21 protein-coding genes and 1 pseudogene are annotated in these 25,793 nt (G+C 67.2%); 17 read left to right on the top strand and 5 right to left on the bottom strand.

Annotated features, from left to right (window positions below; all coding sequences use genetic code 11):
• Positions 1–9: 9 nt before the first annotated feature.
• From ntrB to MHZ91_RS05445, 8 genes and pseudogenes are all read left to right on the top strand, one after another.
• Positions 10–840, top strand: coding sequence for a nitrate ABC transporter permease (ntrB, locus tag MHZ91_RS05480; RefSeq protein ID WP_175124542.1), 831 nt, complete (start codon positions 10–12; stop codon positions 838–840).
• A 4-nt stretch (positions 841–844) separates the two neighbouring features.
• Positions 845–1,723: an ABC transporter ATP-binding protein gene (locus MHZ91_RS05475; RefSeq protein ID WP_239212832.1), complete on the top strand. Its 879-nt coding sequence runs from the start codon at positions 845–847 to the stop codon at positions 1,721–1,723.
• A gap of 10 nt (positions 1,724–1,733) precedes the next feature.
• A pseudogene (locus tag MHZ91_RS05470) lies at positions 1,734–2,936 on the top strand (NAD(P)/FAD-dependent oxidoreductase); the annotation flags it as partial.
• Positions 2,937–2,954: 18 nt separating this feature from the next.
• Positions 2,955–5,675 carry a nitrate reductase gene (locus MHZ91_RS05465; RefSeq protein ID WP_239212830.1) on the top strand — a complete coding sequence of 907 codons (2,721 nt, stop codon included), beginning with the start codon at positions 2,955–2,957 and terminating at the stop codon, positions 5,673–5,675.
• A gap of 106 nt (positions 5,676–5,781) precedes the next feature.
• A complete protein-coding gene (locus MHZ91_RS05460) occupies positions 5,782–6,507 on the top strand; it encodes a hypothetical protein (RefSeq protein ID WP_370633016.1) in 726 nt (241 codons plus the stop codon).
• Between the two features lie 84 nt (positions 6,508–6,591).
• Positions 6,592–6,909, top strand: coding sequence for a YqjD family protein (locus MHZ91_RS05455; RefSeq protein ID WP_105240220.1), 318 nt, complete (start codon positions 6,592–6,594; stop codon positions 6,907–6,909).
• Positions 6,910–6,977: 68 nt separating this feature from the next.
• Entirely contained in the window at positions 6,978–7,394 is a 417-nt protein-coding gene (locus tag MHZ91_RS05450) for a phage holin family protein (protein ID WP_175124547.1), read from the top strand.
• A 3-nt stretch (positions 7,395–7,397) separates the two neighbouring features.
• Entirely contained in the window at positions 7,398–7,760 is a 363-nt protein-coding gene (locus MHZ91_RS05445) for a hypothetical protein (RefSeq protein ID WP_175124548.1), read from the top strand.
• Between the two features lie 117 nt (positions 7,761–7,877).
• On the opposite strand, the gene ubiD is transcribed toward MHZ91_RS05445, so the two are convergent.
• On the bottom strand, positions 7,878–9,422 hold the full coding sequence (ubiD, locus tag MHZ91_RS05440) for a 4-hydroxy-3-polyprenylbenzoate decarboxylase (RefSeq protein WP_175124549.1): 1,545 nt from the start codon (positions 9,420–9,422) through the stop codon (positions 7,878–7,880).
• An 81-nt stretch (positions 9,423–9,503) separates the two neighbouring features.
• Between ubiD and MHZ91_RS05435 the strand changes: the two genes are divergently transcribed.
• Positions 9,504–10,322 carry a lytic transglycosylase domain-containing protein gene (locus MHZ91_RS05435; RefSeq protein ID WP_175124550.1) on the top strand — a complete coding sequence of 273 codons (819 nt, stop codon included), beginning with the start codon at positions 9,504–9,506 and terminating at the stop codon, positions 10,320–10,322.
• Positions 10,323–10,396: 74 nt separating this feature from the next.
• Here MHZ91_RS05435 and MHZ91_RS05430 read toward each other — a convergent pair whose 3' ends face one another.
• A complete protein-coding gene (locus MHZ91_RS05430; protein ID WP_239212829.1) occupies positions 10,397–11,557 on the bottom strand; it encodes a pyridoxal phosphate-dependent aminotransferase in 1,161 nt (386 codons plus the stop codon).
• A 43-nt stretch (positions 11,558–11,600) separates the two neighbouring features.
• Between MHZ91_RS05430 and MHZ91_RS05425 the strand changes: the two genes are divergently transcribed.
• From MHZ91_RS05425 to MHZ91_RS05410, 4 genes are all read left to right on the top strand, one after another.
• Positions 11,601–12,512, top strand: a complete 912-nt coding sequence (locus MHZ91_RS05425) for an FAD-binding protein (RefSeq protein ID WP_239212828.1) — start codon at positions 11,601–11,603, stop codon at positions 12,510–12,512.
• Positions 12,513–12,644: 132 nt separating this feature from the next.
• Entirely contained in the window at positions 12,645–14,933 is a 2,289-nt protein-coding gene (locus MHZ91_RS05420) for an NADP-dependent malic enzyme (RefSeq protein ID WP_239212826.1), read from the top strand.
• Positions 14,914–16,143 carry a patatin-like phospholipase family protein gene (locus tag MHZ91_RS05415; protein ID WP_239212824.1) on the top strand — a complete coding sequence of 410 codons (1,230 nt, stop codon included), beginning with the start codon at positions 14,914–14,916 and terminating at the stop codon, positions 16,141–16,143. Before MHZ91_RS05420 ends, MHZ91_RS05415 begins: the two co-directional genes overlap by 20 nt.
• Positions 16,140–16,607 (top strand): barstar family protein, encoded by a 468-nt coding sequence (locus tag MHZ91_RS05410; protein ID WP_056570977.1) that lies wholly within the window; start codon positions 16,140–16,142, stop codon positions 16,605–16,607. The genes MHZ91_RS05415 and MHZ91_RS05410 overlap by 4 nt, the downstream gene beginning before the upstream one ends.
• 1 nt (position 16,608) lies before the next feature.
• Here the strand turns inward: MHZ91_RS05410 and MHZ91_RS05405 are convergent, their stop codons facing one another.
• Positions 16,609–17,340 (bottom strand): 16S rRNA (uracil(1498)-N(3))-methyltransferase, encoded by a 732-nt coding sequence (locus MHZ91_RS05405; RefSeq protein ID WP_239212822.1) that lies wholly within the window; start codon positions 17,338–17,340, stop codon positions 16,609–16,611.
• Between the two features lie 207 nt (positions 17,341–17,547).
• On the opposite strand from MHZ91_RS05405, the gene tkt reads away from it, so the two are divergent.
• The 4 genes from tkt (at position 17,548) to MHZ91_RS05385 (ending at position 23,778) form a co-directional block, all read left to right on the top strand.
• On the top strand, positions 17,548–19,584 hold the full coding sequence (gene tkt / locus MHZ91_RS05400) for a transketolase (RefSeq protein WP_239212820.1): 2,037 nt from the start codon (positions 17,548–17,550) through the stop codon (positions 19,582–19,584).
• Between the two features lie 15 nt (positions 19,585–19,599).
• A complete protein-coding gene (gene gap / locus MHZ91_RS05395) occupies positions 19,600–20,610 on the top strand; it encodes a type I glyceraldehyde-3-phosphate dehydrogenase (protein ID WP_056570971.1) in 1,011 nt (336 codons plus the stop codon).
• A gap of 93 nt (positions 20,611–20,703) precedes the next feature.
• Positions 20,704–21,900: a phosphoglycerate kinase gene (locus tag MHZ91_RS05390; RefSeq protein WP_175138191.1), complete on the top strand. Its 1,197-nt coding sequence runs from the start codon at positions 20,704–20,706 to the stop codon at positions 21,898–21,900.
• 189 nt (positions 21,901–22,089) lie between these two features.
• Positions 22,090–23,778 carry a SulP family inorganic anion transporter gene (locus MHZ91_RS05385; RefSeq protein WP_239212819.1) on the top strand — a complete coding sequence of 563 codons (1,689 nt, stop codon included), beginning with the start codon at positions 22,090–22,092 and terminating at the stop codon, positions 23,776–23,778.
• A 51-nt stretch (positions 23,779–23,829) separates the two neighbouring features.
• Here the strand turns inward: MHZ91_RS05385 and fabI are convergent, their stop codons facing one another.
• Positions 23,830–24,603, bottom strand: coding sequence for an enoyl-ACP reductase FabI (gene fabI, locus MHZ91_RS05380; RefSeq protein WP_239212818.1), 774 nt, complete (start codon positions 24,601–24,603; stop codon positions 23,830–23,832).
• Complete coding sequence (locus MHZ91_RS05375) at positions 24,600–25,784, bottom strand: acetate/propionate family kinase (RefSeq protein WP_175124559.1); 1,185 nt, start codon at positions 25,782–25,784, stop codon at positions 24,600–24,602. The genes fabI and MHZ91_RS05375 overlap by 4 nt, the downstream gene beginning before the upstream one ends.
• Positions 25,785–25,793: the final 9 nt, after the last annotated feature.

Here is a 25,793-nt window from a genome sequence, read left to right as displayed (position 1 = left end):
GGACTCGAAATGTCTACCGTAACGATGACAACCCGCGGCGACGCATTCGCCGCGTTGTGGCGGGAACGCCTGGAATCCGCGCTGAAGGCGGTCGTGGGGCCGGTCGCCGGCTTTGCACTCTTCGTGCTGGTCTGGCAGGTGGTGGCGATGCGCATACCGGAGATCCCGACGCCGGGCGTCACGTGGCATGCGGCCGTCGAGCTTTTCTCGGACCCGTTCTACGACAACGGCCCCAACGACAAGGGCATCGGCTGGAACCTGCTGGCTTCGCTGGAACGCGTGGCGATCGGCTTTGGCTTGGCGGCGCTGGTCGGCATTCCCGTGGGCTTTGCGATCGGCCGTTACGCCGCCGTGCGCGCCATGTTCTCGCCGATCGTCAGCCTGTTGCGGCCGGTGTCGCCGCTGGCGTGGCTGCCGCTGGGGTTGCTGCTGTTCAAGGCGGCCAACCCCGCCGCGATCTGGGCGATTTTCATCTGTTCGATCTGGCCGATGATCATCAACACCGCCGTGGGCGTCTCGCGCGTGCCGCAGGACTACCTGAACGTGGCGCGCGTGTTGAACCTGTCCGAGTGGAAGGTGACGACCAAGGTGCTGCTGCCTGCGGTACTGCCCTACATGCTGACCGGCGTGCGGCTGTCGATCGGCACCGCCTGGCTGGTGATCGTGGCCGCCGAGATGCTGACGGGGGGCACGGGCATCGGATTCTGGCTGTGGGACGAATGGAACAACCTGAAGGTCGAGCACATCGTCATCGCCATTTTCGTGATCGGCATCGTGGGGCTGCTGCTGGAAACCCTGCTGGTCGCGCTGGCCCGCCGTTTCACCTATACCGAGGAATAGCGCCATGAAGAAATTCGTACGCATCGAACGCGTGGGCCAGACCTTCGACACCCGCAAGGGCGCCTTCGTGGCGCTGCGCGATATCGACCTGACGGTCGAGCAGGGCGAGTTCATCACGCTGATCGGCCACTCCGGCTGCGGCAAGTCGACCTTGCTCAACCTGATCGCCGGGCTGACCCGGCCGACCAACGGCGTGCTGCTGTGCGCCGAACGCGAGATCACCGGCCCGGGGCCCGACCGCGCGGTGGTGTTCCAGAACCATTCGTTGCTGCCGTGGCTGACGTGTTTCCAGAACGTGCACCTGGCAGTCGAGCGGGTATTCGGCGCCACGGAAAAGCGCGCCCAGCTGGCCGAGCGCACGCGCGCCGCGCTGGATCTGGTGGGCTTGCTGCCCGCGCAGAACAAGCTGCCGCGCGAGATCTCCGGGGGCATGAAGCAGCGTGTGGGCATCGCGCGCGCACTGGCGATCGAGCCGGGCGTGCTGCTGATGGACGAACCGTTTGGCGCACTGGACGCGCTGACCCGCGCGCATCTGCAGGACGAGTTGCTCAAGATCGTGGCCAAGACGCGCACGACCACGATCATGGTCACCCACGACGTGGACGAAGCCGTGCTGCTGTCGGACCGCATCGTGATGCTGACCAACGGGCCGGCCGCGACCATCGGGGAGATCCTGCCGGTGCCGCTGTCCCGCCCGCGCGACCGCGTGCGGCTGGCCAACGATCCGGCGTATCTCGCGTGCCGCGCGGGCGTGGTGGACTTTCTGCATCGCCGGCATGGTAATCCCGAACGTTCGCAGGCCGCGGCGCCGGCGAATGCGGTCCTGTCGGTTGTGCCCGCGCCGTTGGAAGAAGCAGCGGCGACGGCACGCGCCGCCGCGTAGGGGGTCTGTCATGCAAGCCAGGCAGAAGCTGGTCGTGGTCGGCAACGGGATGGCCGGCATTCGCACCGTGGAGGAGCTGCTCAAGCTCGCGCCGGATCTCTACGACATCACGGTGTTCGGCGCCGAGCCTCACACCAACTACAACCGGATCCTGCTGTCGCCCGTGCTGACCGGCGAACGCACGCTGCAGGACATCGTGCTGAACGACGAGGACTGGTATGCACGCCACGGCATCCAGCTGCTGCGCGGCCGCACGGTGACGGATATCGATCGCGCGCGGCGCGTGGTGCAGGCCGACGACGGTTCTCGTACGCCTTACGACAGGCTGCTGCTGGCAACCGGGTCCACGCCTTTCATCCTGCCGGTGCCGGGTCATGATCTGGACGGCGTGGTGGCATTTCGCGACATCGGCGACGTCAATCACATGATCGACGCCGCCACGCGCTACCGCCACGCGGTGGTGATCGGCGGCGGATTGCTGGGCCTGGAGGCCGCCAACGGCCTGGCGGCGCGCGGCATGACCGTGTCGGTGGTGCACCTGGGCGCGGCGCTGCTGGACCGCCAACTGGACGGCGAGGCGGCCGCGCTGCTGCGCAAAAACCTGGAAGCGCGGGGGCTGACGTTTTTGCTCCAGCACCAGACCGAGTCGATCCTGGGCGGCACGGACGGGCGCGTGCGCGCGGTGCGCTTTGCCGACGGCACGGAAGTCCCGGCGGATCTGGTGGTGATGGCCGCCGGGGTGCGGCCCAACACCGAACTGGCCCAACGCTGCGGACTGCATGTGGATCGGGGGGTGGTGGTGAGCGACACCTTGCAGACGTTCGACCCGCGCATCTATGCAGTGGGGGAATGCGTCAGCCACCGTGGCACGGCCTACGGACTGGTCGCGCCGCTGTTCGAGCAGGCCAAGGTCGCGGCCAATCATCTTGCGCTGCACGGCATCGGCCGTTACGAGGGCAGCGTCACGTCGACGAAACTCAAGGTGACCGGCATCGACCTTTTCTCCGCGGGCAACTTCGCGGGCGGCGCGCAGACCGAGACGATCACGCTGGCCGACATGCCGGGCGGCGTCTACAAGAAACTGGTTATTCGCGACGACCGCCTGGTCGGCGCCTGCCTCTACGGCGACACGGCGGACAGCGCCTGGTACATGCGGCTGATCCGCGAAGGCGTCGGCATCGGCGCGCTGCGCGACCGGCTCATGCTGGGCGAAGCGGGGGCGGAGTAGGACATGGACATGCCGATGGCGCGACGGATTGAAATCGTCAACGAAGCGGTGCGAGACGTGGCGTCGGTCTGCTGTTATTGCGGCACCGGCTGCGGGGTGCGCGTGCAGGTGCGCGATGGTGCGGTCGTTGGGGTGCGCGGCGACGAGTCGCATCCGGCCAATCGCGGCCGCTTGTGCAGCAAAGGTCTGGCGCTTGCCGACACCGTGCGGCGCGATGACGCGCGCGTGTTGTCGGCGCAATGGCGTTCGGCGCGCGATCAGCCCCTTGAGGATGTCGCGCTGGCGCAGGCGCTGGACATCGCCGCGGACCGGCTGGCCGACGCGATTACCCGGCACGGCCCGGATGCGGTGGGCTTTTATCTGTCCGGACAGTTGCTGACCGAAGACTATGCCGTCTTCAACAAGCTGGCGCGGGCGCTGGCAGGCACGAACAACATCGACACCAATTCGCGCCTGTGCATGTCGAGCGCGGTGTCGGGCTACAAGCGCACGCTGGGCGCGGACGCGCCGCCCGCCTGCTACGAAGACCTGGAACTGGCCGACACCGTGCTGATCGCCGGGTCCAACATGGCCTACGCGCACCCCGTGCTGTTTCGCCGGCTGGAAGCCGCGCGGACCAGCCGGCCGCACATGAAGGTGATCGTGATCGACCCGCGCCGCACCGACACGGCCGCGTTTGCCGACCTGCATCTGCCGATCGCGCCAGGGTCCGACGTGGCGCTGTTCAACGCCATGCTGCATGTGATGCTGCGCGAGGGGCTGGTCGACGAGGACTACATCGCGCGCCATACCGAGGGCTTCGAGACGCTACGGGGGCGCGTGCAGACGGTGACGCCCGAGGCGGCGCAGCGCCTCTGCGGCGTGCCGGCGCAGGACATCGTCCAGGCGGCGCGCTGGTTCGGCCAGGCGCCGGCGGCGCTGTCGCTGTACACGATGGGCTTGAACCAGTCGGTGGCGGGCACTGACAAGAATGCGGCGCTGATTCACCTGCATCTGGCCACCGGCCAGATCGGGCGTCCCGGCGCGGGGCCGTTTTCGCTGACGGGTCAGCCCAACGCCATGGGCGGGCGCGAAGCGGGCGGCATGGCGACCCTGCTGCCGGGCCACCGCGATCCCGCGTCGGCCACGGACCGCGCCGAGGTCGCGCGGCTGTGGGGGGTGAAGCGCCTGCCCGACGCGCCAGGCGCCACGGCGCTCGACATGTTCGACGCGGTGCTGGACGGGCGCATCAAGGTGTTGTGGATCGCGGCCACCAATCCCGCGCAGTCGCTGCCGGATCAGGCGCGCGTGCGGGCCGCGTTGGCCCGCGCGGAGTTCGTCATCGTGCAGGAGGCATTCGCCGGCACCGAGACGCTGGCCCATGCCGACCTGGTGCTGCCGGCGGCGACCTGGCCCGAGAAATCCGGCACGGTGACCAACTCCGAGCGGCGCATCAGCCGGGTCCGCGCCGCCATCGCGCCGCCCGGCGACGCGCAGCCCGACTGGCGATTGGCCCAGGCAGTTGCGCAGCGGCTCGCGGCGCGCATCGCGCCGGCCAAGGCGGCGCTGTTTGCCTATCGCGACGAAAGCGAGGTCTTTGCCGAGCACGCCCGCATGACCGCCGGCCGGGACCTGGACTACAGCACGGTGGATTACGCCGTGCTGGCGCAGCACGGACCGCAGCAATGGCCGTACCGGGCGGGGCAGGGCACCGCGCGCCTGTACGCCGACGGCGTGTTTCCCACCACCAGCGGCCGCGCCCGGTTCTGCGACGTCGCATGGCGGCCGACCGCCGAAACCGTTTCCGGCGACTTTCCGCTGCAACTGACGACGGGCCGCTTGCGCGATCACTGGCACACGATGGCGCGCACCTCGCTGGCTCGCGTGCTGACGCAGCATGTCGAGGAGCCATGGGTATCGCTGCATCCGGAGGACATGCGCCGCCTGGATCTGGAGCCCGGGTCACTGGCCCGGCTGCAGTCGCGGCGCGGCGCGCTGGTGCTGCCGGTGCAGGCGGACGCGTCGCTGCTTCCCGGCCAGGCCTTCGTGCCGATGCACTGGGGTAGCGCGTTCATGGCCGGCTTGGGCGTGAACGCGCTGACCAATCCGGCAGCCGATCCGATATCGCGCCAGCCCGAGCTCAAATTCAGCGCCGTGCGCGCCGAGCCGGCGGGCCTTGCGTGGCAGGCGGCGGCGTGGCGGCAGGGCGATGCGGCGGCGCTGCGCACCCGGCTGGCGCCCTGGCTGCGCCGCTTCGACTATGCCGTCGTCCTGCCGGTGGGCGCGGGCGGCGTCCGGTTGCGGCTCGCCAGCCGCGTTGCGCCGGAAGCCGACGTGCTGCACGAGTTGGCAGACACGCTGGACCTGCGGCGTCCCGATGTGGCGTACGACGATCCGGCGCGCGGCTATTTGCGCCGGGTCAGCGCCGGCCAAGGCACGCTGCGTGCCTTTCTGCTGACGGGCGACCTGCGCGCGCAGGAGCCGCTGCTGGCGTGGGCTGCGGGGGGCGAGGCGCCCGCCAGCATCGCGGCGCTGCTGATGGGACGCGTTGCGGGCGCGGTGCGTTCGCGCACCCTCTGCGTCTGCAATGGCGTCAGCGAAGCGGCCATCCTGAAAGGCATCGAAGGCGGCTGCGATCTGGCGGGGCTGAAGGACACGCTGGGTTGCGGCACCGGCTGCGGTTCGTGCGTGCCGGAGATCCAGGCGCTGATGGCGCGCGCGCCCGCGGCGCCGGTGCTGGCGTGACGACACGTTCGGACATACGCCGGGCACGGCAACCGGTGTAGTATCAAGCCAGCTGTCCCAAAGGCGGGACGGCGCTTTCGGATTTCTGGAGTGGCTTGTGACGACGATGCGAAAAATGGCATCCCTGGTTTTTGCGGCCGGCGCGTTGGGCGCGGCCGCTACGGCGCAGGCCGGCGTGTGTGACGCGAAGTTCATGCACGACGGCGGCGCCGTCCAACTGACCGGCTCGGGCAATCTGGCGCTGGGCGCGGATCTGACCTTCGCCGAAGTTACAAAAAGCAATGGCGACAACTGCCGCGCGCGCGTGCAGGGCGTTGCCCGATTCAGCTACGCGGGCCTGCCGCCCGGCAAGTCCAAGCTCGACTACCTGATGACCGTCAAGGGCGGCCAAGCCACCTTCCTGCGCTACGCCAGCGCGGGCGAAGCGCCCAAGCCTTCCGAAGGCCAGTTCGACCTGCGCATGCTGGGTCTCTTCGCCTACGACGGCAAGCTGGCGGCGGGCCAGAAGCTGCCCGGCTCGTCGTTCCGCCTGAAGATCGGCAAGGAAGCGCCGGTGGGCGGCCAGCCCAGCACCACGGTGCGCATCGGTGAAAAATCGGTTGGTCAGAAGACCTCGATGGACACCGCGCTGGGCAAGCAGTCGTGCCACCCGATCACCTACACGCGCAATTCGGATCCCACGATGGCCACGTTTCAGGGCCTGACCATTCCCATTCCCGGCATGAACACGACGGTCACCGATTGGTATTGCCCGGCCGTGAATCTGGTGATGAAGCAGGACATCGATCAGGGCGGCGTGAAATCCGCCGTTGAGATTACGCAGATCAAGTAGCACCCGGTAGCAAGCGGGCGTTTCCGCCCGCATGGCCGCTGGTATCATCGTTTCCGTCATGGACACACAACAGGAGCTCAGAAAATGGCAACGAGAAAATCCGAAGACGTCGCAAAAGAAAAACTCATGGACAGTGTCAAGACCAGCCTGAACGACGCCGAAAGCCTGCTGCGCGAAGCCGCCAGCAGCACCGGCGACAAGGCCAACGAACTGCGCGACCGCGCCATGACCTCGCTGCGGCGCACGCGCGAGGCCCTGTACGAAGCGCAAGACGCCGTCCTCGAACGTGGCCGCAAGGCTGCCCGTGCGACGGATGATTACGTGCACGACAATCCCTGGCAAGCCATCGGGGTCGCAGGCGTGACCGGCCTGCTGCTCGGCTTGCTGATCAGCCGCCGCTGACAGGGCAGGACGTCCGGGCGGCAGGCACGGCTTCATGCCGTTGCCTGCCGCCCGGCGTTCATTCAGCCATGGGTCTAAGAAAAACTGTTTTCGGTGTTGCCTCCAGCCTGGTCGGGCTGATGCGCACGCGGCTGGAGCTGCTGGCTCTGGAAGCCGCGGACGAAAAGGCGCGCCTGCTCAAGCTGCTGGGCCTCGCGTTTGCGGCCCTGCTATTTCTGACGCTGGCGGTGCTGGTGGCCACCATCACCATCGCCGTGGCGTTCTGGCCCACGGAAGACCGCTATCTGGCCCTCGGGCTGCTGGCGGCGTTCTATGGGGTGGCCGGCGTGGTGCTGTTGCTGGTGGTGCGCCACGGACTCGTGTACGGACAGACGCCGTTTTCGGCCACGCTCGAAGAGCTGGGCCGGGATGCGGAACTGCTGGACCGGGTGCGCGACATGCATGCCGACGACGAGACGCCGGTGCGCCGGCGCGAGGAGTTCTAAGCCATGTCGAAAAGATCTCCGACCGTCGACCGCGCCGTGCGCATCGAATTGCTGCGCGCCCGCGCCGCCATCGAGCGCGAGTCGCTGGCACAGAACATCGTGTCGGCCGGGCGCAGGCTCGAGCCCAGCGCGCTCATCCGCGGCATGCTGCCGGGCCTGGCGTCTGGCGGCGCGTCCCGCTGGGCGTTGCAGGCCATCACGATGGCGCGGCGTTATCCCATCATCAGTTCGTCGCTGTCCGCCATGTTCATGCGTGGCGGCAAGCGCGGCAAGCTGTTGAAGCTGGCCGGCGGCGCCTTCGTGGGCTGGCAGCTCTTGAAGGCCTGGCGCGGCGCGCGCCAGGACGACGACCGGGAACGCGACTGACGCCGGCTGCCAGATAAAAACCCCGCCGCTCAACCGGCCCCGCACCGCCAGACTTTCGTCCAGCAATGCGGGCCCGGCCAGGCGGCGGGGTTTTTTTATGCGCAGGCAGTGGCGCGTCTACAGTCCCAACTGCCCCCACATATCGTCCACGCGCTTCTTGACATCCGCGTCCATCGTGATGGGGGTGCCCCATTCACGATTCGTCTCGCCCGGCCACTTGTTGGTGGCGTCCAGGCCCATCTTGCCGCCTAGGCCGGACACGGGCGACGCGAAGTCCAGGTAGTCGATCGGCGTGTTCTCCACCAGCAACGTGTCGCGCACCGGATCCATGCGGGTGGTCATCGCCCAGACCACTTCCTTCCAGTCGCGCGGATTGATGTCCTCGTCCACGACCACGATGAACTTGGTGTACATGAACTGGCGCAGGATGCTCCACAGCCCGAACATGACGCGCTTGGCGTGGCCCGCGTACTGCTTGCGGATCGACACCACGGCCAGCCGGTAGCTGCAGCCTTCGGGCGGCAGGTAGAAATCCACGATTTCCGGAAGCTGGCGGCGCAGCAGCGGCACGAAGACTTCGTTCAGCGCCACGCCCAGCACGGCGGGCTCGTCGGGCGGCTTGCCGGTGTAGGTGGAGTGATAGATGGGATTGCGGCGCATCGTGATGCGCTCGACGGTGAAGACCGGGAACCAGTCCTGCTCGTTGTAGTAGCCGGTGTGGTCGCCGTACGGACCTTCCAGCGCCATTTCGTAGCCGGTGTCGGGCGGCGGATTGACGCCTTCGGGCACCACGGGCTTGATGGCGCGCGGGTCCGAGGACGGAAGCAGATGGCCTTCCAGCACGATTTCGGCCCACGCGGGTACGGACAGGTTGCTGCCCAGCGCCTGCGCGACTTCGGTGCGCGAACCGCGCAGCAGCCCCGCAAACTGGTATTCGGACAGGCTGTCCGGCACCGGCGTGACGGCGCCCAGCGTGGTGGCCGGGTCGGCGCCCAGCGCCACCGCAATCGGGAAGGGCGTGCCGGGGTTGGCGATCGCGTGGTCGCGGAAATCCAGCGCGCCGCCGCGGTGCGACAGCCACCGCATGATGAGCTTGTTCGGGCCCAGCAACTGCTGGCGGTAAATGCCCAGGTTCTGGCGCTTGGCGTTGGGACCGCGCGTAATGACCAGGCCCCACGTCAGCAGCGGCGCCACGTCGCCCGGCCAGCAGGTCTGGATGGGCAGCCGGTTCAGGTCCACGTCCTTGCCTTCCCAGACGATTTCCTGGCAGGCGGGGCTTTTGACGTTCTTGGGGCTCATGTCCCACAGCGCCGATTTCAGCATCGACACCTTGGCCAGCGCATCGCGCAGGCCCTTGGGCGCCTCGGGTTCGCGCAGCGAGGCCAGCAGTTCGCCGATGTCGCGCAGCGCGCTGACGTTGTCGGCGCCCATGCCGCGCGCCACGCGGGCAGGCGTGCCGAACAGATTGGCCAGCACCGGCATCTGCGCGGGCTGGCCGTTGTGGCGGGCGTTTTCGAACAGCAGGGCGGGGCCTTCGGCCCGCAGCACGCGGTCGGAAATCTCCGTCATTTCAAGCTGCGTCGAGACCGGCGCAGCAATGCGTTTGAGTTCGCCCATTCGTTCAAGTTGGGCGATGAAGTCTCTAAGGTCGCGGTATTTCACTACAGATCCCAGCGATTTGGTTACATTTCGGATTCAAAGAGAGGTTAACATTGACTCCCTCTTTTTTACGCAGGAGGTTTTATGCCCGATGCGTCAGTGGCCAGCCTGTTCAGGAACATGGCCCAAGGAGTGCACCAATATCTTGCCGAATCCCTGCGCATTTGCTCTGTCTACCTGGGCATCGCGGTCATTGTGACGGTAAGCATGGGATTCGCCCTGCCTGGTTTGCGCGACCAGGCATTGCAAGTGCACAAAGCCTTGTTGACCGCCCTCGCGCCTTCATCCATGCAGGCCAGCTCCGAGTCCGAAGCCGGCTCCGAACTGGGTGCCGACACCTCGTCGGCAATTGCCATGGCCGTACCCACCGCACCCGCCAGCAACGCCACCGGCATGCTGGGGCCGGCTCGTGTCGCGCCGCCCGCGCCCAAAAAGACCGCGTCGGCGGCCACGGGACCGCAGGCCGAAGCACTGCGCAACTATATCTCGCGCAAGTACAAGGTTGCGTATGACGCGACCGGTCCGCTGCTGAACACCGTGTACAAGGTCAGCCGCGAAAAGCAGTTGGACCCCTTGCTGGTCCTGGCCGTGATCGCCATCGAATCGCGTTACAACCCGCTGGCCGAAAGCCATGTGGGCGCACAGGGCCTGATGCAGGTCATGACCAGCGTGCATCAGGACAAGTTTGACGCGGTCGGCAAGAATCCGCTGGACCCGGCCGCCAACATCGGCGTCGGCGCCACGATCCTGCGCGACTGCATCAACCGCCGCGGTTCGATCGACGGCGGGCTGGCGTGTTACGTGGGGGCCACGGGCCCGGACGACAACGGCTACGGCGCCAAGGTGCAGGCGGAACGCCGGCGCTTGGCGCTGGCGTCGGGCATCGCACTGGCGCGCGACTGATCCGCGCTGTCCGTTCTGAAAAAAAGGCGCGTCCCGCAAGGACGCGCCTTTTTCATGGGGACGGCACAGCAGGGTCAGCGCTGCAACAGCACGCCCATCCGCGCGACCGCTTCTTCCAGGCGGTCCAGGCCGGTGGCGTACGAAAACCGCATGGTGTGCGCCGCGTGCGCCGGTCCGAAGTCCAGGCCCGGCACGGCGGCCACGCCGGCTTCCAGCAACAGGCGCTGCGAGAACGCGGCGCTGTCCATGCCCAGGCTGCTGATGTCGGCATAAATATAGAAGGCGCCGTCCGGCTTGACCGGCACGTCGATGCCCAGGCGCTCGAATTCCGGCAGCAGGTAATCGCGGCGCTGCTTAAAGGCTTCGCGGCGGTTTTCGAAGGTCTTCAGTGCGGCGGGGGTGAAGCAGGCCAGCGCCGCGTGCTGGGCCAACGTGGGCGCGCAGATCGCCAGGCTGGAGGCAATCTTTTCTACCGGCGCGACCATGTCGTCGGGCACGATCATCCAGCCCAGGCGCCAGCCCGTCATGTGGAAGTACTTGGAGAAGCTGTTGATGACAATGACGTCGTCATCCAGCGTCAGCGCCGAGCGCGGCTGGCCGTCATAGGACAGCCCCAGATAGATTTCGTCGACGATGGCAAAGCCGTCGCGGGCGCGCACCTGCGCCAGCAGCTCGGCCAGCTCGCCGTGGGCGATCGACGTGCCGGTGGGATTGCTGGGCGAGGCCACCATCACGCCCTGCGTGGCGGGTGTCCAGTGACGCGCGACGTCGTCGGCGGACAGCTGGAAGCGTTTTGCCGCCGTGCTGGGAATCAGGCGCGGCACGCCGCCCGCGGCCAACACGAAATTGCTGTTCGCCGGATACGACGGATCGGGCATCAGCACCTCGCCGCCGGTATTCACCAGCGCCGCGCAGGCCAGCGTCAGGGCGCCAGAGGCGCCCGCGGTCACAATGACGCGGCGCGGGTCGATGGCGGCGCCGAACTGGTCGCGGTAGAACTGCGCGATGGCCTCGCGCAGCGGGGCGATGCCCGCGCCCGGGCTGTAGCCGCTGAGGCCGGCGCGCGCGGCGCGGTCCAGCGCTTCCACCATCTGGGGTGGCGCGGTAAAGTCCGGTTCGCCGATGCCCAGGCTGATAATGTCCCTTCCGGCCGCCTGCAGCGCCTGCGCCTGCTTGAACAGTTCCATCACCTGGAACGTCAGGAAATCGTGAGTGCGGGTAGCAAGGCGGGGCATCGGAATCTCGAAAGCGTCATCTAGCAAAAAAGGAATTGTAGTCATGCAGCCATCCCGGCGCGCCTTTCTCATGGGCCGGCGACCCGTCCAGACGCCGTGGGCGGCCTTCGTGCAACGCCTGGCGCTGGTGTGCCGCGGCAAGGTCCGCGACCTGGGCGAGGGTGGGGCGGACGGCACCTGCGCCATGCTCACGCCGGCGTCCGGGGCCGACGTCGTCCAGGCGCGCAAGCTCTGCGCCGAGTACCACGTGACGCTGGAATTGGAAGGGGCGGCGGGACCCTTCGCGCCCTCGGCCCGACCGCGCCTGCGGGTGGATCCCGTCTTGCTGACCGCATTGACCCGGTTGGACGGGGATGCACCACGGTGGCACGCGCAGCCCGGCGTGACCGTGGCGGCGTTGGCCAGCGCGGGGCTGCGGCAGTTCGCAGGGCTGCCGGGCGACATGACGCTGGCCCAGTGGGTGGCGGCGCCGGCGTCCTGGCCGGCGGGCCATTGCGCGGCCTCGGGCCTCGTGGCGGCGGACGTCCTGCTGGCCGATGGCGTCGAGGAAACGCTGGGCGCTTTCGGCGAAACCGACGTGCAGCCGCTGCGGTCGGCGACCGTGCAGCGCCTGGTGCCCGCGCTGTTCCAGCTTGCGTCCGGCGGCGATGCGTTCGCGACCAACGATGGGTATCACTGGCTGGGCCGCTACCGGCTGGACGCGCTCAAGCCCGTCACGCCGGCCACCGTCAACCTGGCGCAATTGCTGCTGGGACACGGCGGCACGCTGGCGTGGCTGCAGGGCGCGGTGCTGGTTGACGTGCCGCCCGGCGACGATGTCCGGACCGGCGCCGCGACCGCGTCCCGGCCTGAACCGGCTGCCCCGGGATTGGCAACCGTCCGCCTGGACGGCCGCGTCAAAACCCAGTTCGACCCCGACGGCTGCTTCCCGGAACTCCTGTGGCCCGAAGTCTGACAAACGTTCAGCTTGCTGTAAGATTCCCGCGCTCGACCTCAAGAAAGAGCAGGGCCCGCGTATCGCACGGCCCGTCATGGGAATAGAATTCCTCCCTCTTTCGTGTCACACACTCTAGCCAGTAGCCGCCCTATGGATGCCAACCTTCGCAAAGCCGCCCTTGAATATCACGAGCACGGGCGCCCCGGCAAAATCTCGGTCACGCCGACCAAGCAGCTGACGAACCAGCGCGATCTGGCGCTGGCGTACTCGCCCGGCGTGGCGGCGGCCTGTGAGGAAATCGTGGCGGATCCGGCCAACGTGTTCCGCTACACGGCCCGCGGCAATCTGGTGGGCGTCATCACCAACGGCACCGCGGTGCTGGGCCTGGGCAATATCGGCGCGCTCGCGTCCAAGCCGGTCATGGAAGGCAAGGCCGTGCTGTTCAAGAAGTTCGCCGGCCTGGATGTCTTTGACATCGAAATCAATGAAACCGACCCGGACAAGCTGGTCGAGATCATTGCCGGCCTGGAAGCCACCTTCGGCGGCATCAACCTGGAAGACATCAAGGCGCCGGAGTGCTTCACCGTCGAGCGCAAGCTGCGCGAACGCATGAAGATTCCCGTCTTCCATGACGACCAGCACGGCACGGCGATCTGTGTGTCGGCCGCCTTCATCAATGGCCTGAAGGTCGTGGGCAAGGACATCAAGCAGGTCAAGGTGGTTACGTCCGGCGCGGGCGCCGCGGCGTTGGCGTGCCTGGACCTGATGGTGGACCTGGGCCTGCCGCTGGAAAACATCTGGGTCACCGACATCGAGGGCGTGGTTTTTGAGGGCCGCACCACGCTGATGGATCCGGACAAGGCGCGTTTTGCGCAAAAGACCGACGCCCGCAAACTGGCCGAGGTGATCCAGGACGCCGACGTGTTCCTGGGCCTGTCGGCCGGCGGCGTGTTGAAGCCCGAAATGGTCGCCGCCATGGGTTCGCGTCCGCTGATCCTGGCGCTGGCCAACCCCACGCCGGAAATCCTGCCCGAAGTGGCCCACGGCGTGCGAGACGACGTGGTGATGGCCACGGGCCGTTCGGACTACCCGAACCAGGTCAACAACGTGCTGTGCTTCCCGTACATCTTCCGTGGTGCGCTGGACGTGGGCGCCACGACCATCACGCGCGAAATGGAAAAGGCGGCGGTGTACGCCATTGCCGAACTGGCCGAGGAAGAACAGAACGAAGTCGTGGCGGCCGCCTATGGCACGTTCGACATTTCGTTCGGCCCCGAATACCTCATCCCCAAGCCCTTCGATCCGCGCCTCATCGTGCGCATCGCGCCGGCGGTGGCCAAGGCCGCGATGGACGGGGGCGTGGCCACGCGTCCGCTGGCGGATCTGGAAGCCTACGAAGAGCAACTGCAGCAATTCGTGTACCACTCGGGCGCGTTCATGAAGCCGCTGTTCTCGGCGGCCAAGCGCATCGTGCGCGAAGGCGGCCCGGCGCGCATCGTGTTCGCGGAAGGCGAAGACGAGCGCGTGCTGCGTGCCGTGCAAGTGGTGGTGGACGAAGGCCTGGCCCGCCCGATCCTGGTCGGCCGCCCGTCGGTGCTGCTGACCCGTATCGAAAAGCTGGGCCTGCGTCTGCGCCTGGGCGAGGACGTCGAAGTCACCAACCCCGAATACGACGAGCGTTTCCACCAGTACTGGACGACCTACTGGGAACGCATGTGCCGCCGCGGCATCACCAAGGAAATGGCGCGCGTGGAAATGCGCCGCCGTATGACGCTGATCGGCGCGATGATGGTGCACCTGGGCGATGCCGACGGCATGGTCTGCGGCTCCGTCGGCGCGTATCACGATCACCTGCGTTTCGTGGATGAAGTGATCGGCCGCCGCCCGGGCCACAACGTGTACGCCGCCATGAACATCCTGCTGCTCAACGAGCGCACGGTGGTCCTGGTGGACACGCACGTGAATGACGAGCCCACGGCCGAGCAGATTGCGGAATTCACCGTGGCCGCCGCGCGCGAGATGCGCCGCATGTATCTGGCGCCCAAGGCCGCGCTGCTGTCGCGCAGCAATTTCGGTTCGGGCAGCTCGGCGTCGGGCGCCAAGATGCGCCGCGCGCTGGAACTGGTGCGGCAGATGGATCCGGAACTGGAGATCGACGGCGAGATGCACGGCGACTGCGCGCTGGACGAGGCCCTGCGCATGCGCATCCTGCCGTCCTCTACGCTCAAGGGCGAAGCCAATCTGCTGGTGTGCCCGAACGTCGACTCGGGCAACATCGCCTACAACCTCCTCAAGACGGCGGCGGGCGGCAACGTCGCGGTGGGTCCGTTCCTGCTGGGCGCCAATGCCCCCGTGCACATCCTGACCTCCAGCTCCACCGTGCGCCGCATCGTCAACATGACCGCGATGACGGTGGTCGATGTCAATACGCCACGTTGAAGTCAAACCGGCCGGCAGGGCGTGCCCGCGCACGCCTACCGGCCTGGTCCTGACGGGCGGCGGCGCGCGCGCCGCCTATCAGGTCGGGGTGCTCAGCGCCATCATGGAGCTGCTGGACCCGGACTGGCATTCCCGATTCCAGAACCCCTTCGACATCATCTGCGGCACGTCCGCCGGCGCCATCAACGCCGCCGCGCTGGCCTGCCGCGCCGACCGGCCCCATCTGGGCGTACGGCGCATCCGCCGCCTGTGGTCGTCGCTGAACACCGACATGATCTACCGGGCCGACGCGCCCGGGCTGATCCGCACCGGCGTGCGGTGGCTGGGCCTTCTGTCGCTGGGGTGGATGTATTCCGGTTTGACGCGCAAGCGTCCGCACTCGCTGCTGGACAACACGCCGATGCAGGGGCTGCTGGAACGCGTGCTGGACTTCAGCAATCTGCGTTCCAACCTGGAGAGCGGTTCGCTGTCCGCGCTGGCCATCACCGCGTCGGGCTACACCAGCGGCGAGCACCTGACGTTCTACCAGGCGCACACCCCGATCGAACCCTGGCACCGCTACCTGCGGCTGGCCATCCCCACGCCCATCGGCATCGAACACCTGATGGCGTCGTCGGCCATTCCCTTTGTCTTTCTGGCGCGCCAGGTGCAGGTGCACGGCAAGGGCGAATGGTGCGGCGACGGTTCGATGCGCCAGCTTGCGCCTATCAGCCCGGCGATCCACCTTGGCGCGCACCGCGTCATGGTGATAGGCACGGGCTACCGCGACGACACCCACCCTGAGAATCGCGAGGATTCGCCGCCGTATCCGTCGCTGGCGCAGGTCGGTGGTCATGCGCTGTCCAGCATCTTCCTGGATGGGTTGTCGGCGGATGTCGAGCGTCTGGAGCGCATCAATTACCTGATGGACCACGCCGGTCCGAACGGCGCGCCGCCCACCGTGCGCCGCATCGAGGTGCTTACCATCACGCCCAGCCAGTCGCTGGATTTGATGGCGCTTGAACATTTGCACGATATGCCTGCACAAGCGCGTGCGCTTTTCCGCGTACTCGGTGTATCGTCCGATCCAAACCGTCCGGGGGGCGGGGCGCTGATGTCCTACCTCCTGTTCGAAGCCGGCTACACCAAGCGATTGATAGAACTGGGTTATGCCGATACGATGCGACGTAACGATGAAGTGATCGCCTTTTTCAGGGAGGCACAGGCATGACGCGCAATGGCCAATCTACTTTGCAGCGGCAGCTGATGCGCGGCGGTGCGCTGGCTCACGACGGGCTCGACAAGAAGGCCGTGGTGGACGCCGCGCACGAACTTGGCCTGTCCTTGTTTGTTGCCAATTGCGACCCGTGCCGCAGCCGCTCGGCCGTATTGCGCGCCATCGTCAAGGCGGTGGATTTTCCTGAATACTTCGGCGGCAATCTCGATGCCCTGTACGACTGCCTGTGCGACACGGTGCTGGATCACAAATCCGGCGTGGTGCTGTGGCTGTACCGCCTGCATTCCGGTGATCCGGCACTTGAAGAGGACGCCGGCCGCATCGAAACCGTGTGCTCCGATGCCGCGGATTTCGCGCACGAAAACGGCCGCGTGTTTGCCTATGTGATCGAACACGCCGGCGCGCATCCCGAACCCGAGCCCGGCGTGGCCGCTGCCCCTTACGGCGAGAACGACTGACCTACCACCCGCGCAGGGCGCTGATCGCCGACAGCAGCGCCAGCCCGGCCGTCTCGGTGCGAAGCACCCGGGGGCCGAAGCGCACGGCCTGCACACCCGCCTTGCGGGCCGCTTCCAGTTCCTTGTCCGACCAGCCGCCTTCCGGCCCCACCAGCAGGGTGATGCCCGTCTGATCCGATGCGCCTTGCAGCATGCCGGCCAGGTCTTGCTCGGCCTCGGGGTGACAGAGCACGCGCAGGCCGTCGGCAGGCTGGGCCAGCCAGTCTTCCAGCGTCAGCGGCGCGTCGACGGTCATCAACCGGTTGCGGCCGCATTGCTCCGCGGCTGATTGCGCGATGCGCTGCCAGTGGGCGACGCGCTTTTCCAGCCGGGCGCCCGACAGCTGCAATACGCTGCGCTGCGCGGCGATGGGGCTGACCCGGGCCGCGCCCAGTTCCACGGCTTTCTCGACCACCCAATCCATCTTGTCGCCCGACGGCAGGCCCTGGGCCAGGATGATGCGCCCACCGAGTTCAGCTTCGCGCGGATTGAAGTCGCCCAGCTGGGCGAAGCCGGCCTTGCCCTCGACTTCCAGCACCGCCGGGTACTCGCCGCCCTGACCGTTGAACAGCGTGACGGCTTCGCCGGCCCGCAGGCGCAGTACGCGCAGGGCGTGATGGGCAAGGGCTTCCGGCAGGGCGATGCGGGCGCCGGCGGTCAGCGGGGCGTCGCAGTAGAAACGGGGGGCGGGCATGACGTATTGCGGAATTCGGAGAGTGGGGGAGGTGACAAGTTCGCGTAGCTTACATTGCCCGCGCAATTCGCCCGAAACCCGCGATTACATAGGGCATCCGGCCGATGGCCTCCGGGAAATCCCCTGATGCTAAAATCTCCTGCTTCGCAACCTACTCAACCGGCCCTATTTCCTCTGTAGGCGCGCCGGTTTCAAAGAGCCTTCCGAATGAGCAATCCGACCGCCCCTAAACTTGCCTTGGCGGATGCCATCCGCGCCCTCGCGATGGATGCCGTGCAACAAGCGAACTCCGGGCATCCGGGTGCTCCCATGGGCATGGCGGAAATCGCCCAAGCCTTGTGGGCCGGCAACCTGCGCCACAATCCCAAAGATCCCGCCTGGGCCAACCGCGACCGCTTCGTGCTGTCCAACGGCCACGGTTCGATGCTGATCTACGCCCTGCTGCACCTGACGGGCTACGACCTGCCGATCGAAGAGATCAAGAATTTCCGCCAGCTGCATTCCAAGACGCCGGGCCACCCCGAAGTGGGCATCACCCCGGGCGTGGAAACGACCACCGGCCCGCTGGGCCAGGGCCTGGGCAATGCCGTGGGCATGGCGCTGGCCGAAGCGCTGCTCGCTGCCGAATTCAACAAGCCGGGCCACACGCTCGTCGATCACCACACCTACGCGTTCACCGGCGACGGCTGCCTGATGGAAGGCATTTCGCATGAAGTGTGCTCGTTGGCCGGCACGCTCAAGCTGGGCAAACTGGTCGTGCTGTACGACGACAACGGCATTTCCATCGACGGCCATGTGGAACACTGGTTCGCCGACGACACCGCCAAGCGCTTCGAAGGCTACGGCTGGAACGTCGTCCGCGGCGTGGACGGCCATGACGTCGCCGCTGTCGACGCCGCCATCAAGGCCGCGCGTTCGCAGTCGGACAAGCCCACGCTGATCGTCTGCCGCACCGTGATCGGCAAGGGTTCGCCCAACATGGCCGGCACGCACAACGTGCACGGCGCGCCGCTGGGCAAGGACGAAATCGCCGCCACGCGCACCGCGCTGGGCTGGTCGTCGGAACCCTTCCAGATTCCGCAAGACGTGTACGACGGCTGGGACGGCCGCAAGCAGGGCGCCGAAGCCCAGGCCGAATGGCAGAAGCGCTTTGACGCCTACGCCGCCGAATTCCCCGCCGAGGCCGCTGAATTCACGCGCCGCATGAAGGGCGAGATGCCCGCCGGCTACGCCGAGCAGTTCAAGGCCTTCCTGTCCGCCACGCTCGAAAAGGGCGAAACCGTCGCCACCCGCAAGGCCTCGCAATTCGCGATCGCCGCGCTGGCGCCGCTGCTGCCGGAAATGCTGGGCGGCTCGGCCGACCTGACCGGCTCCAACTTCACCGACTGGAAGGGCGTTGCCGCCGTCCGCGCCGGCGACAAGGGCATCCAGCTCGGCCGCCACATCAACTACGGCGTGCGCGAATTCGGCATGGCCGCCATCATGAACGGCATCGCGCTGCACGGCGGCTACCTGCCGTTCGGCGGCACGTTCCTGACGTTCTCCGACTACTCGCGCAACGCCATCCGCATGGCCGCGCTGATGAAGCAGCGCGTCGTCCACGTGTTCACGCACGACTCCATCGGCCTGGGCGAAGACGGCCCGACCCACCAGTCGATCGAACACGCGGCCAGCCTGCGCCTCATTCCCAACCTGTCGCTGTGGCGTCCTTGCGATACGGCCGAGACCGCCGTCGCCTGGAACGCCGCCGTGACGCGCCCGGCCAGCATCGGCATGGACGTGCATGACGGCGGCCCGACGGCCCTGTTGCTGTCGCGCCAGAACCTGCCGTTCGTGCCGCGCGACGCGGCCACGGTGGACGCCATCGCCCGCGGCGGCTATGTGCTGCGCGATGCCGAGGGCGCCCGCGCCGTCATCATCGCCACCGGCTCCGAAGTCGCCATCGCCCTGGACGCCCAGGCGCAGCTGGCCAAGGAAGGCATCGCCGTGCGCGTGGTGTCCATGCCCAGCACCGACGTCTTCGACAAGCAGGACGCCGCCTGGAAGCAATCCGTGCTGCCCAAAGGCCTGCCGCGCGTCGCTGTCGAAGCCGGCGTCACCGCTTTCTGGCACAAGTACGTGGGCCTGGAAGGCGCCGTGGTCGGCATCGACCGCTACGGCGAATCCGCACCGGCCGGCGCACTGTTCAAGTTCTTCGGGCTGACCGCCGACAAGGTGGCCGAGACCGTCAAGCAAGTTTTGTAAAAAAGGAGCTTAGTCATGACCATTCGCGTCGCCATCAACGGTTACGGTCGCATCGGCCGCAACATCCTGCGTGCCCACTACGAAGGTGGCAAGAAGCACGATATCGAAATCGTCGCCATCAACGATCTGGGCGATCCCAAGACGAACGCGCACCTGACGCGCTACGACACCGCCCACGGCAAGTTCCCGGGCACCGTCGAAGTCGACGGCGAGTTCATGGTCGTCAACGGCGACAAGATCCGCGTGCTGGCCAACCGCAACCCGGCTGAACTGCCGTGGGGCGACCTGAAGGTCGACGTCGTGCTGGAATGCACGGGCTTTTTCACCACCAAGGAAAAGGCCGGCGCGCACATCAAGGGCGGTGCCAAGAAAGTCATCATCTCGGCCCCCGGCGGCAAGGATGTCGACGCCACCATCGTCTACGGCGTCAACCATGGCGTGCTGAAGTCGACGGACACCGTCATCTCCAACGCCTCGTGCACTACCAACTGCCTGGCCCCGCTGGTCAAGCCGCTGAACGACAAGCTGGGTCTGGAAAACGGCCTGATGACCACCGTTCACGCCTACACCAACGACCAGGTCCTGACCGACGTCTACCACGAAGACCTGCGCCGCGCCCGTTCGGCCACGATGAGCATGATCCCCACCAAGACCGGCGCTGCCGCCGCCGTGGGTCTGGTCCTGCCGGAACTGAACGGCAAGCTGGACGGCTACGCCATCCGCGTCCCGACCATCAACGTGTCGCTGGTCGACCTGTCGTTCGTGGCCAGCCGCGACACGACCGCCGAAGAAGTGAACAGCATCCTGAAGGCCGCCTCGGAAGGCGAACTGAAGGGCATCCTGGACTACAACACCGAACCCCTGGTCTCGGTCGACTACAACCACAACCCGGCCTCCAGCACCGTTGACGCGTCGCTGACCAAGGTCTCGGGCCGTCTGGTCAAGGTCTCGTCCTGGTACGACAACGAGTGGGGCTTCTCGAACCGCATGCTCGACACCACCGTCGCGCTGATGTCGGCCAAGTAAGCACACCGCCAGTCCATAAGGGGACGGATTTGTTTTCCGCCATTGCGGAAAATGGGTTCGTCCCCTTTGTTCGCCTACCGAAGGAATCCAAATATGTCCAAGGTCAAAACTTTGTCCGCGCTGGCCAAGGCCGGCGCCCTGTCCGGCAAGCGTGTGTTCATCCGCGCCGACCTCAATGTTCCGTTCGATGACGCCGGCCGCATCAGCGAAGACACCCGCATCCGCGCCTCGGTGCCCGGCATCCGCCTGGCGCTGGACGCCGGCGCCGCCGTGATGGTCACGTCGCACCTGGGCCGTCCGAAAGAGGGCGTCCTGACCGACGCCGATTCGCTCGCCAAGGTCGGCCAGCGCCTGTCCGAGCTGCTGGGCATGCCCGTGCAGCTGGTGCGCGACTGGGTTGACGGCGTGAAGGTCGATCACGGCCAGGTCGTGCTGCTGGAAAACTGCCGCGTCAATGTCGGCGAAAAGAAGGACGACGAGGCGCTGGCCAAGAAGATGGCTGCGCTGTGCGACGTCTACGTCAACGACGCCTTCGGCACCGCCCACCGCGCCGAAGCCACCACCCACGGCATCGCCCGGTTCGCGTCTGTGGCCTGCGCCGGCCCGCTGCTGGAAGCCGAACTCGACGCCCTGGGCCGTGCGCTGCACGAACCCAAGCGCCCGCTGGTCGCCATCGTGGGCGGCTCGAAGGTGTCGACCAAGCTGTCCATCCTGCAATCGCTGGCCGACAAGGTCGACCAGCTGGTGGTGGGCGGCGGCATCGCCAACACGTTCATGCTGGCCGCCGGCCTGTCCATCGGCAAGTCGCTGGCGGAACCCGACCAGGTGGATCAGGCACGCGCCGTGATCGACATCATGAAAAAGCGCGGCGCGGCCGTGCCGATTCCCGTTGACGTGGTGTGCGCCAAGTCGTTCGGCGCCGACGCCGAAGCCACCGTCAAGGCGGCCACCGACGTGGCCGACGACGACATGATCCTGGACATCGGCCCCAAGACCGCCGAACAACTGGCCGGCATCCTGAAGCAGGCGGGCACGATCGTCTGGAATGGCCCGGTGGGCGTGTTCGAATTCGATCAATTCGCCAACGGCACCGAAGTGGTGGCCCGCGCGATTGCCGACTCCGACGGCTTCTCGATCGCCGGCGGCGGCGACACCCTGGCCGCCATCGCCAAGTACAAGATCGGCGAGCAGGTCGGCTATATCTCGACGGGCGGCGGCGCATTCCTGGAATTCCTGGAAGGCAAGACCCTGCCGGCCGTGGCCGTGCTGGAAGCCCGCGCGGCGGGTTAAGTCCGGCTGTGTACGCCCCTTGCGAAGGGGCGGCGTGCGGCGGGCGTCAGACGCCCGCCCGCACCAAGCGTGCGGCACCCAAAGCCGCCGCCTTGATTCGCCGCGCGCCGCGCGGCTTGGGGTTGGTGTAGGCTTGGGCGGTCATCCCGCTGCTGGCGGGAATTCACTTGTGATCCGTCTCGCTGCACCATGAATCTCCGCTTTATTCCTGGCCTGGCCAACTTCCAGGGCATTACCCGCGAATCGGCGCGGCGTGACGTGACCGCAGGGCTGAGCGTCGCCGCCGTGGCCCTGCCGGTCGGTCTGGCTTATTCCGCCATGATGGGCGTGCCGCCCGTCGCCGGCTTGTGGGCGGCCATCGCGGGCATGCTGGCGTATGCGTTCTTCGGTTCGTCGCGCACCCTCATCGTGGGTCCCGACACCGCCACCTGCACCCTGATTGCCGCCACGCTGACCGGCATGGCGCTGACCACGCCGGAAGCGCGTCTGCTCGGCGCCACCAGCATTGCGCTGACCGTGGGCGTGGGCTGCCTCATCGCGCGCGTCCTGCGGTTGGGCGTGCTGGCCAATCTGCTGTCGCGGCCCGTGCTCATCGGGTATATGGCAGGCGTCGCGATCACGCTGGCGATGTCGCAGCTCAGCGGCCTGACCGGCGTGGGACTGCGCAACAGCGGCCTCATTCATCCGTTCATGGAACTGTCGCACCGCCTGTCCGAGATCCGGCTGCCGACGCTGTTCCTCGGCCTGGCCTCCTGCATCTTCCTGGTCGTCGTCAAGCGCGTGCGGCCGTCGTGGCCCGGTCCCATCCTGCTGGTGGTGGCGACCTGCGTGCTGTCCTGGCTGTTCAATTTTCCGGCGCTGGGCATCGCGGTGGTGGGCGACGTGCCGGCCGGACTGCCGTCCTTCCATCTGCCGGTCAGCCTGGAAGGCGTGGACGGCATCCTGCTGGGCGCGGCGGGCGTTCTGGTCGTCAGTTTTTCCAGCGGCATCGTGACCGCGCGCAGCTTTGCGGCGCGCACGGGCGAACACGTGGATCCCAATCGCGAACTCGTGGGCTTCGGCGCGGCCAACGTGGCGGCCGGGCTGTTCCAGGGCTATGTCGTGACGGGCGCGGACTCGCGCACGGCGGTCGGGCTGGTGGCCGGTGGCTCGTCGCCGCTGGTCAGCATCAGCGCCGCGGCCGCGCTGGCCGTCGTGGTGGGTCTGTTGAGTGCGCCGCTGTACTGGCTGCCGCAGTTTGCGCTGTCGGCCATCCTGCTGCTGGCTGCGGCCAGCCTCTTCGATTGGCAGGCCTTCAAGCGGCTGGCGCGCATTTCGCGGATCGAGCTTGCATTCGGCGTGTTGGCCGCCGTGGGCGTGGTGGGATTCGGCGTGTTGCAAGGCGTGGCCGTCTCGGTAGGCGCGACGCTGCTCTACGCCATGTACGTGTCCGGCAATCCGCGGGATGCATTGCTGGGCCGGCTGCCCGGTGAAACCGTGCTGGGCAAGCTGCACCTGAATCCGCAAGCCAAACCCGTCCCGGGCGCCGTGATCTGGCTGTTCGAATCTTCGGTCTGGTTCTTCAACGCGGACGCCTTCCGCCGCCGCGCCCGCGAAATCATCGAGCAGGCGGGCGACGTGCGCTGGTTCGTGCTGGATGCCGAGGCCATGACGCAGGCCGACGCGGACGCGGTCGAGGCGCTGTATGAACTGAAGCGCAATCTGGACGAGCGCGGCATCACACTGCTGGTGGCCGGCGGCCACGGCAAGTTCCGCGAGGCGCTGCAGCGTTCGGGGCTGGTCAAGAAGATCGGGCCGGACAGGATCTTCGGCAGCCCGGAACAGGCGGTCGACGCCATCGAGCGCTGGCGCCAGGGCGGGCCGGCGACGCTGGCCTGACCTTCACATGACCGGGGTGTCTGACACCCCGCGAGTGTCTGACACGCCGCGTCAATCGATGATGTGATACCCGCCGTCGATATACAGCGTCTGCCCCGTCATCAGCCGCGCCGCATCCGTAGCCAACCACGCAGTCGCTTCGCCCACATCATCAATCGACACTAGACTACGCGCCGGCGCCTTGGCCTGCGCGCGATCCAGCATCGTGTCGAACTCCGCGATGCCGGACGCGGCGCGCGTCTTCAGCGGACCCGGCGAGATCGCATGCACGCGGATGCCTTGCGGACCCAGCTCGGCCGCCAGGTAACGCGTGGCGGATTCCAGGGCGGCTTTCACCGGTCCCATCATGTTGTAGTGCTCGACCACCATCTGCGAGCCGTAGTAACTCATGCAGAAGAGGGCGCCGCCATTGCGCATCAGCGGCTCGGCCAGCTTGGCCATGCGGATGAAGGACCAGCACGATACGTCCATCGCCTGCAGAAATCCCGCGCGCGAGCAGTCCGTGACGCGCCCGTGCAGATCGTCGCGCGGCGCGAACGCGACCGAATGCAGCACGAAATCCAACTCGCCCCATTCGTCCGTGATGCGGCTGAAGACGGCTTCCAGCTCGCCGTCGTTCAGCAGGTTCATGGGCATCAGCAAGGGCGCTTGAACCTGCTGCGCCAACGGCGCCACGTGCGCCAGGGCTTTGTCGTTCAGATAGGTGACCGCCAGTTCGGCCCCCATGGCACGAAACGCCTTGGCGCATCCCCACGCGATGGAGTCGGCGTTGGCGATGCCGGTCACCAGCCCGCGCTTGCCGGCCAGCGGCAGCTGCGCGCTCATCGCTGCCTCACGAGCGCGAGCGTGTGCTGCGCGATGACCAGCTCTTCGTTCGTGCGCACCACGTAGACGCCTATGCGGCTGTCGTCGGCCGAGATGCGCGGCCCGTGGCGGGCGTTGCGCTCGGGGTCCAGCTTGATGCCCAGCCAGCCCCAATGCTCGCTGATCGCCTGACGGATCTCGGCCGAGTTTTCGCCGACGCCCGCCGTGAAGACGATGCCGTCGATGCCGTTCGTCGCGCAGCCCAGGCCGATCATGCCTTCGGCCACGCGCCACGCGAAATACTTCAGGGCCAGCTTGGCCGACGGCGCATTGCTCGCCAGCAGTTCGCGCATGTCGTTGCTGATGCCCGACAGGCCCTTCATGCCGCAATCGTGATACAGCATGTGTTCGATCTCGTCGTGGCTCATGCCCTGTTCCATCATCCACAGCACCACGCCGGGATCCAGGCGGCCAGGGCGCGTACCCATCGGCAGGCCTTCCAGCGCGGTGAAGCCCATGGTGCTGTCCACGCTCTTGCCCTGGTGCATGACGCAAGCCGATACGCCAGAGCCCAGGTGGGCGACGACGATCTTGCCCATCGCGATGTCGGGCAGCGTCTGCTTCAGGCGCTGTGCGATGTATTCATAGGACAGCCCATGAAAGCCGTAGCGGCGCACGCCTTCCAGGTACAGGCGCTCGGGCAGCGCATAGCGGTCGGCCACGTCGGAATGACTGCGATGGAACGCCGTGTCGAAGCAGGCGACCTGCGGAATCCACGGCCGTCGCTCGCGAATGACGCGGATCGGCGCCAGGTTGTTGGGCTGATGCAGCGGCGCGAGCGGCGTGAAGGTTTCAAGCCGGGCCAGGATGTCGTCGTCGATCAGCACCGGCTCGGACAGATCCGGCCCGCCGTGGACCACGCGATGCCCCACTGCGAGCGGCGCGCCGCCCAGGTGGCCGCTCAGCCACGTGCCGACGACTTCCTGCGCGTTGGGCACGTCGGGCGCGTGGCTGGGCGCGATGTCGCGTTCGACCAGCGTCTCGCCCACCGCGTCGCGCACGCGCAGGCGCGGATGCGTGGTGCCGATGCCTTCAAGCTGGCCGCCCAGCCGGGGCGCCAGTTCATGCTTGTCGTCGATGTCGTACAGGTAGAACTTGATGCTGGAACTGCCGGCGTTGATGACGAGGATGGTGTCGCTCATGGCGGTGTG

It is taken from the genome of Achromobacter sp. ACRQX (assembly GCF_022346505.1).
Taxonomy (GTDB): Bacteria; Pseudomonadota; Gammaproteobacteria; order Burkholderiales; family Burkholderiaceae_B; genus Achromobacter; species Achromobacter animicus.
This window is presented reverse-complemented; position numbering and strand designations above follow the sequence as displayed.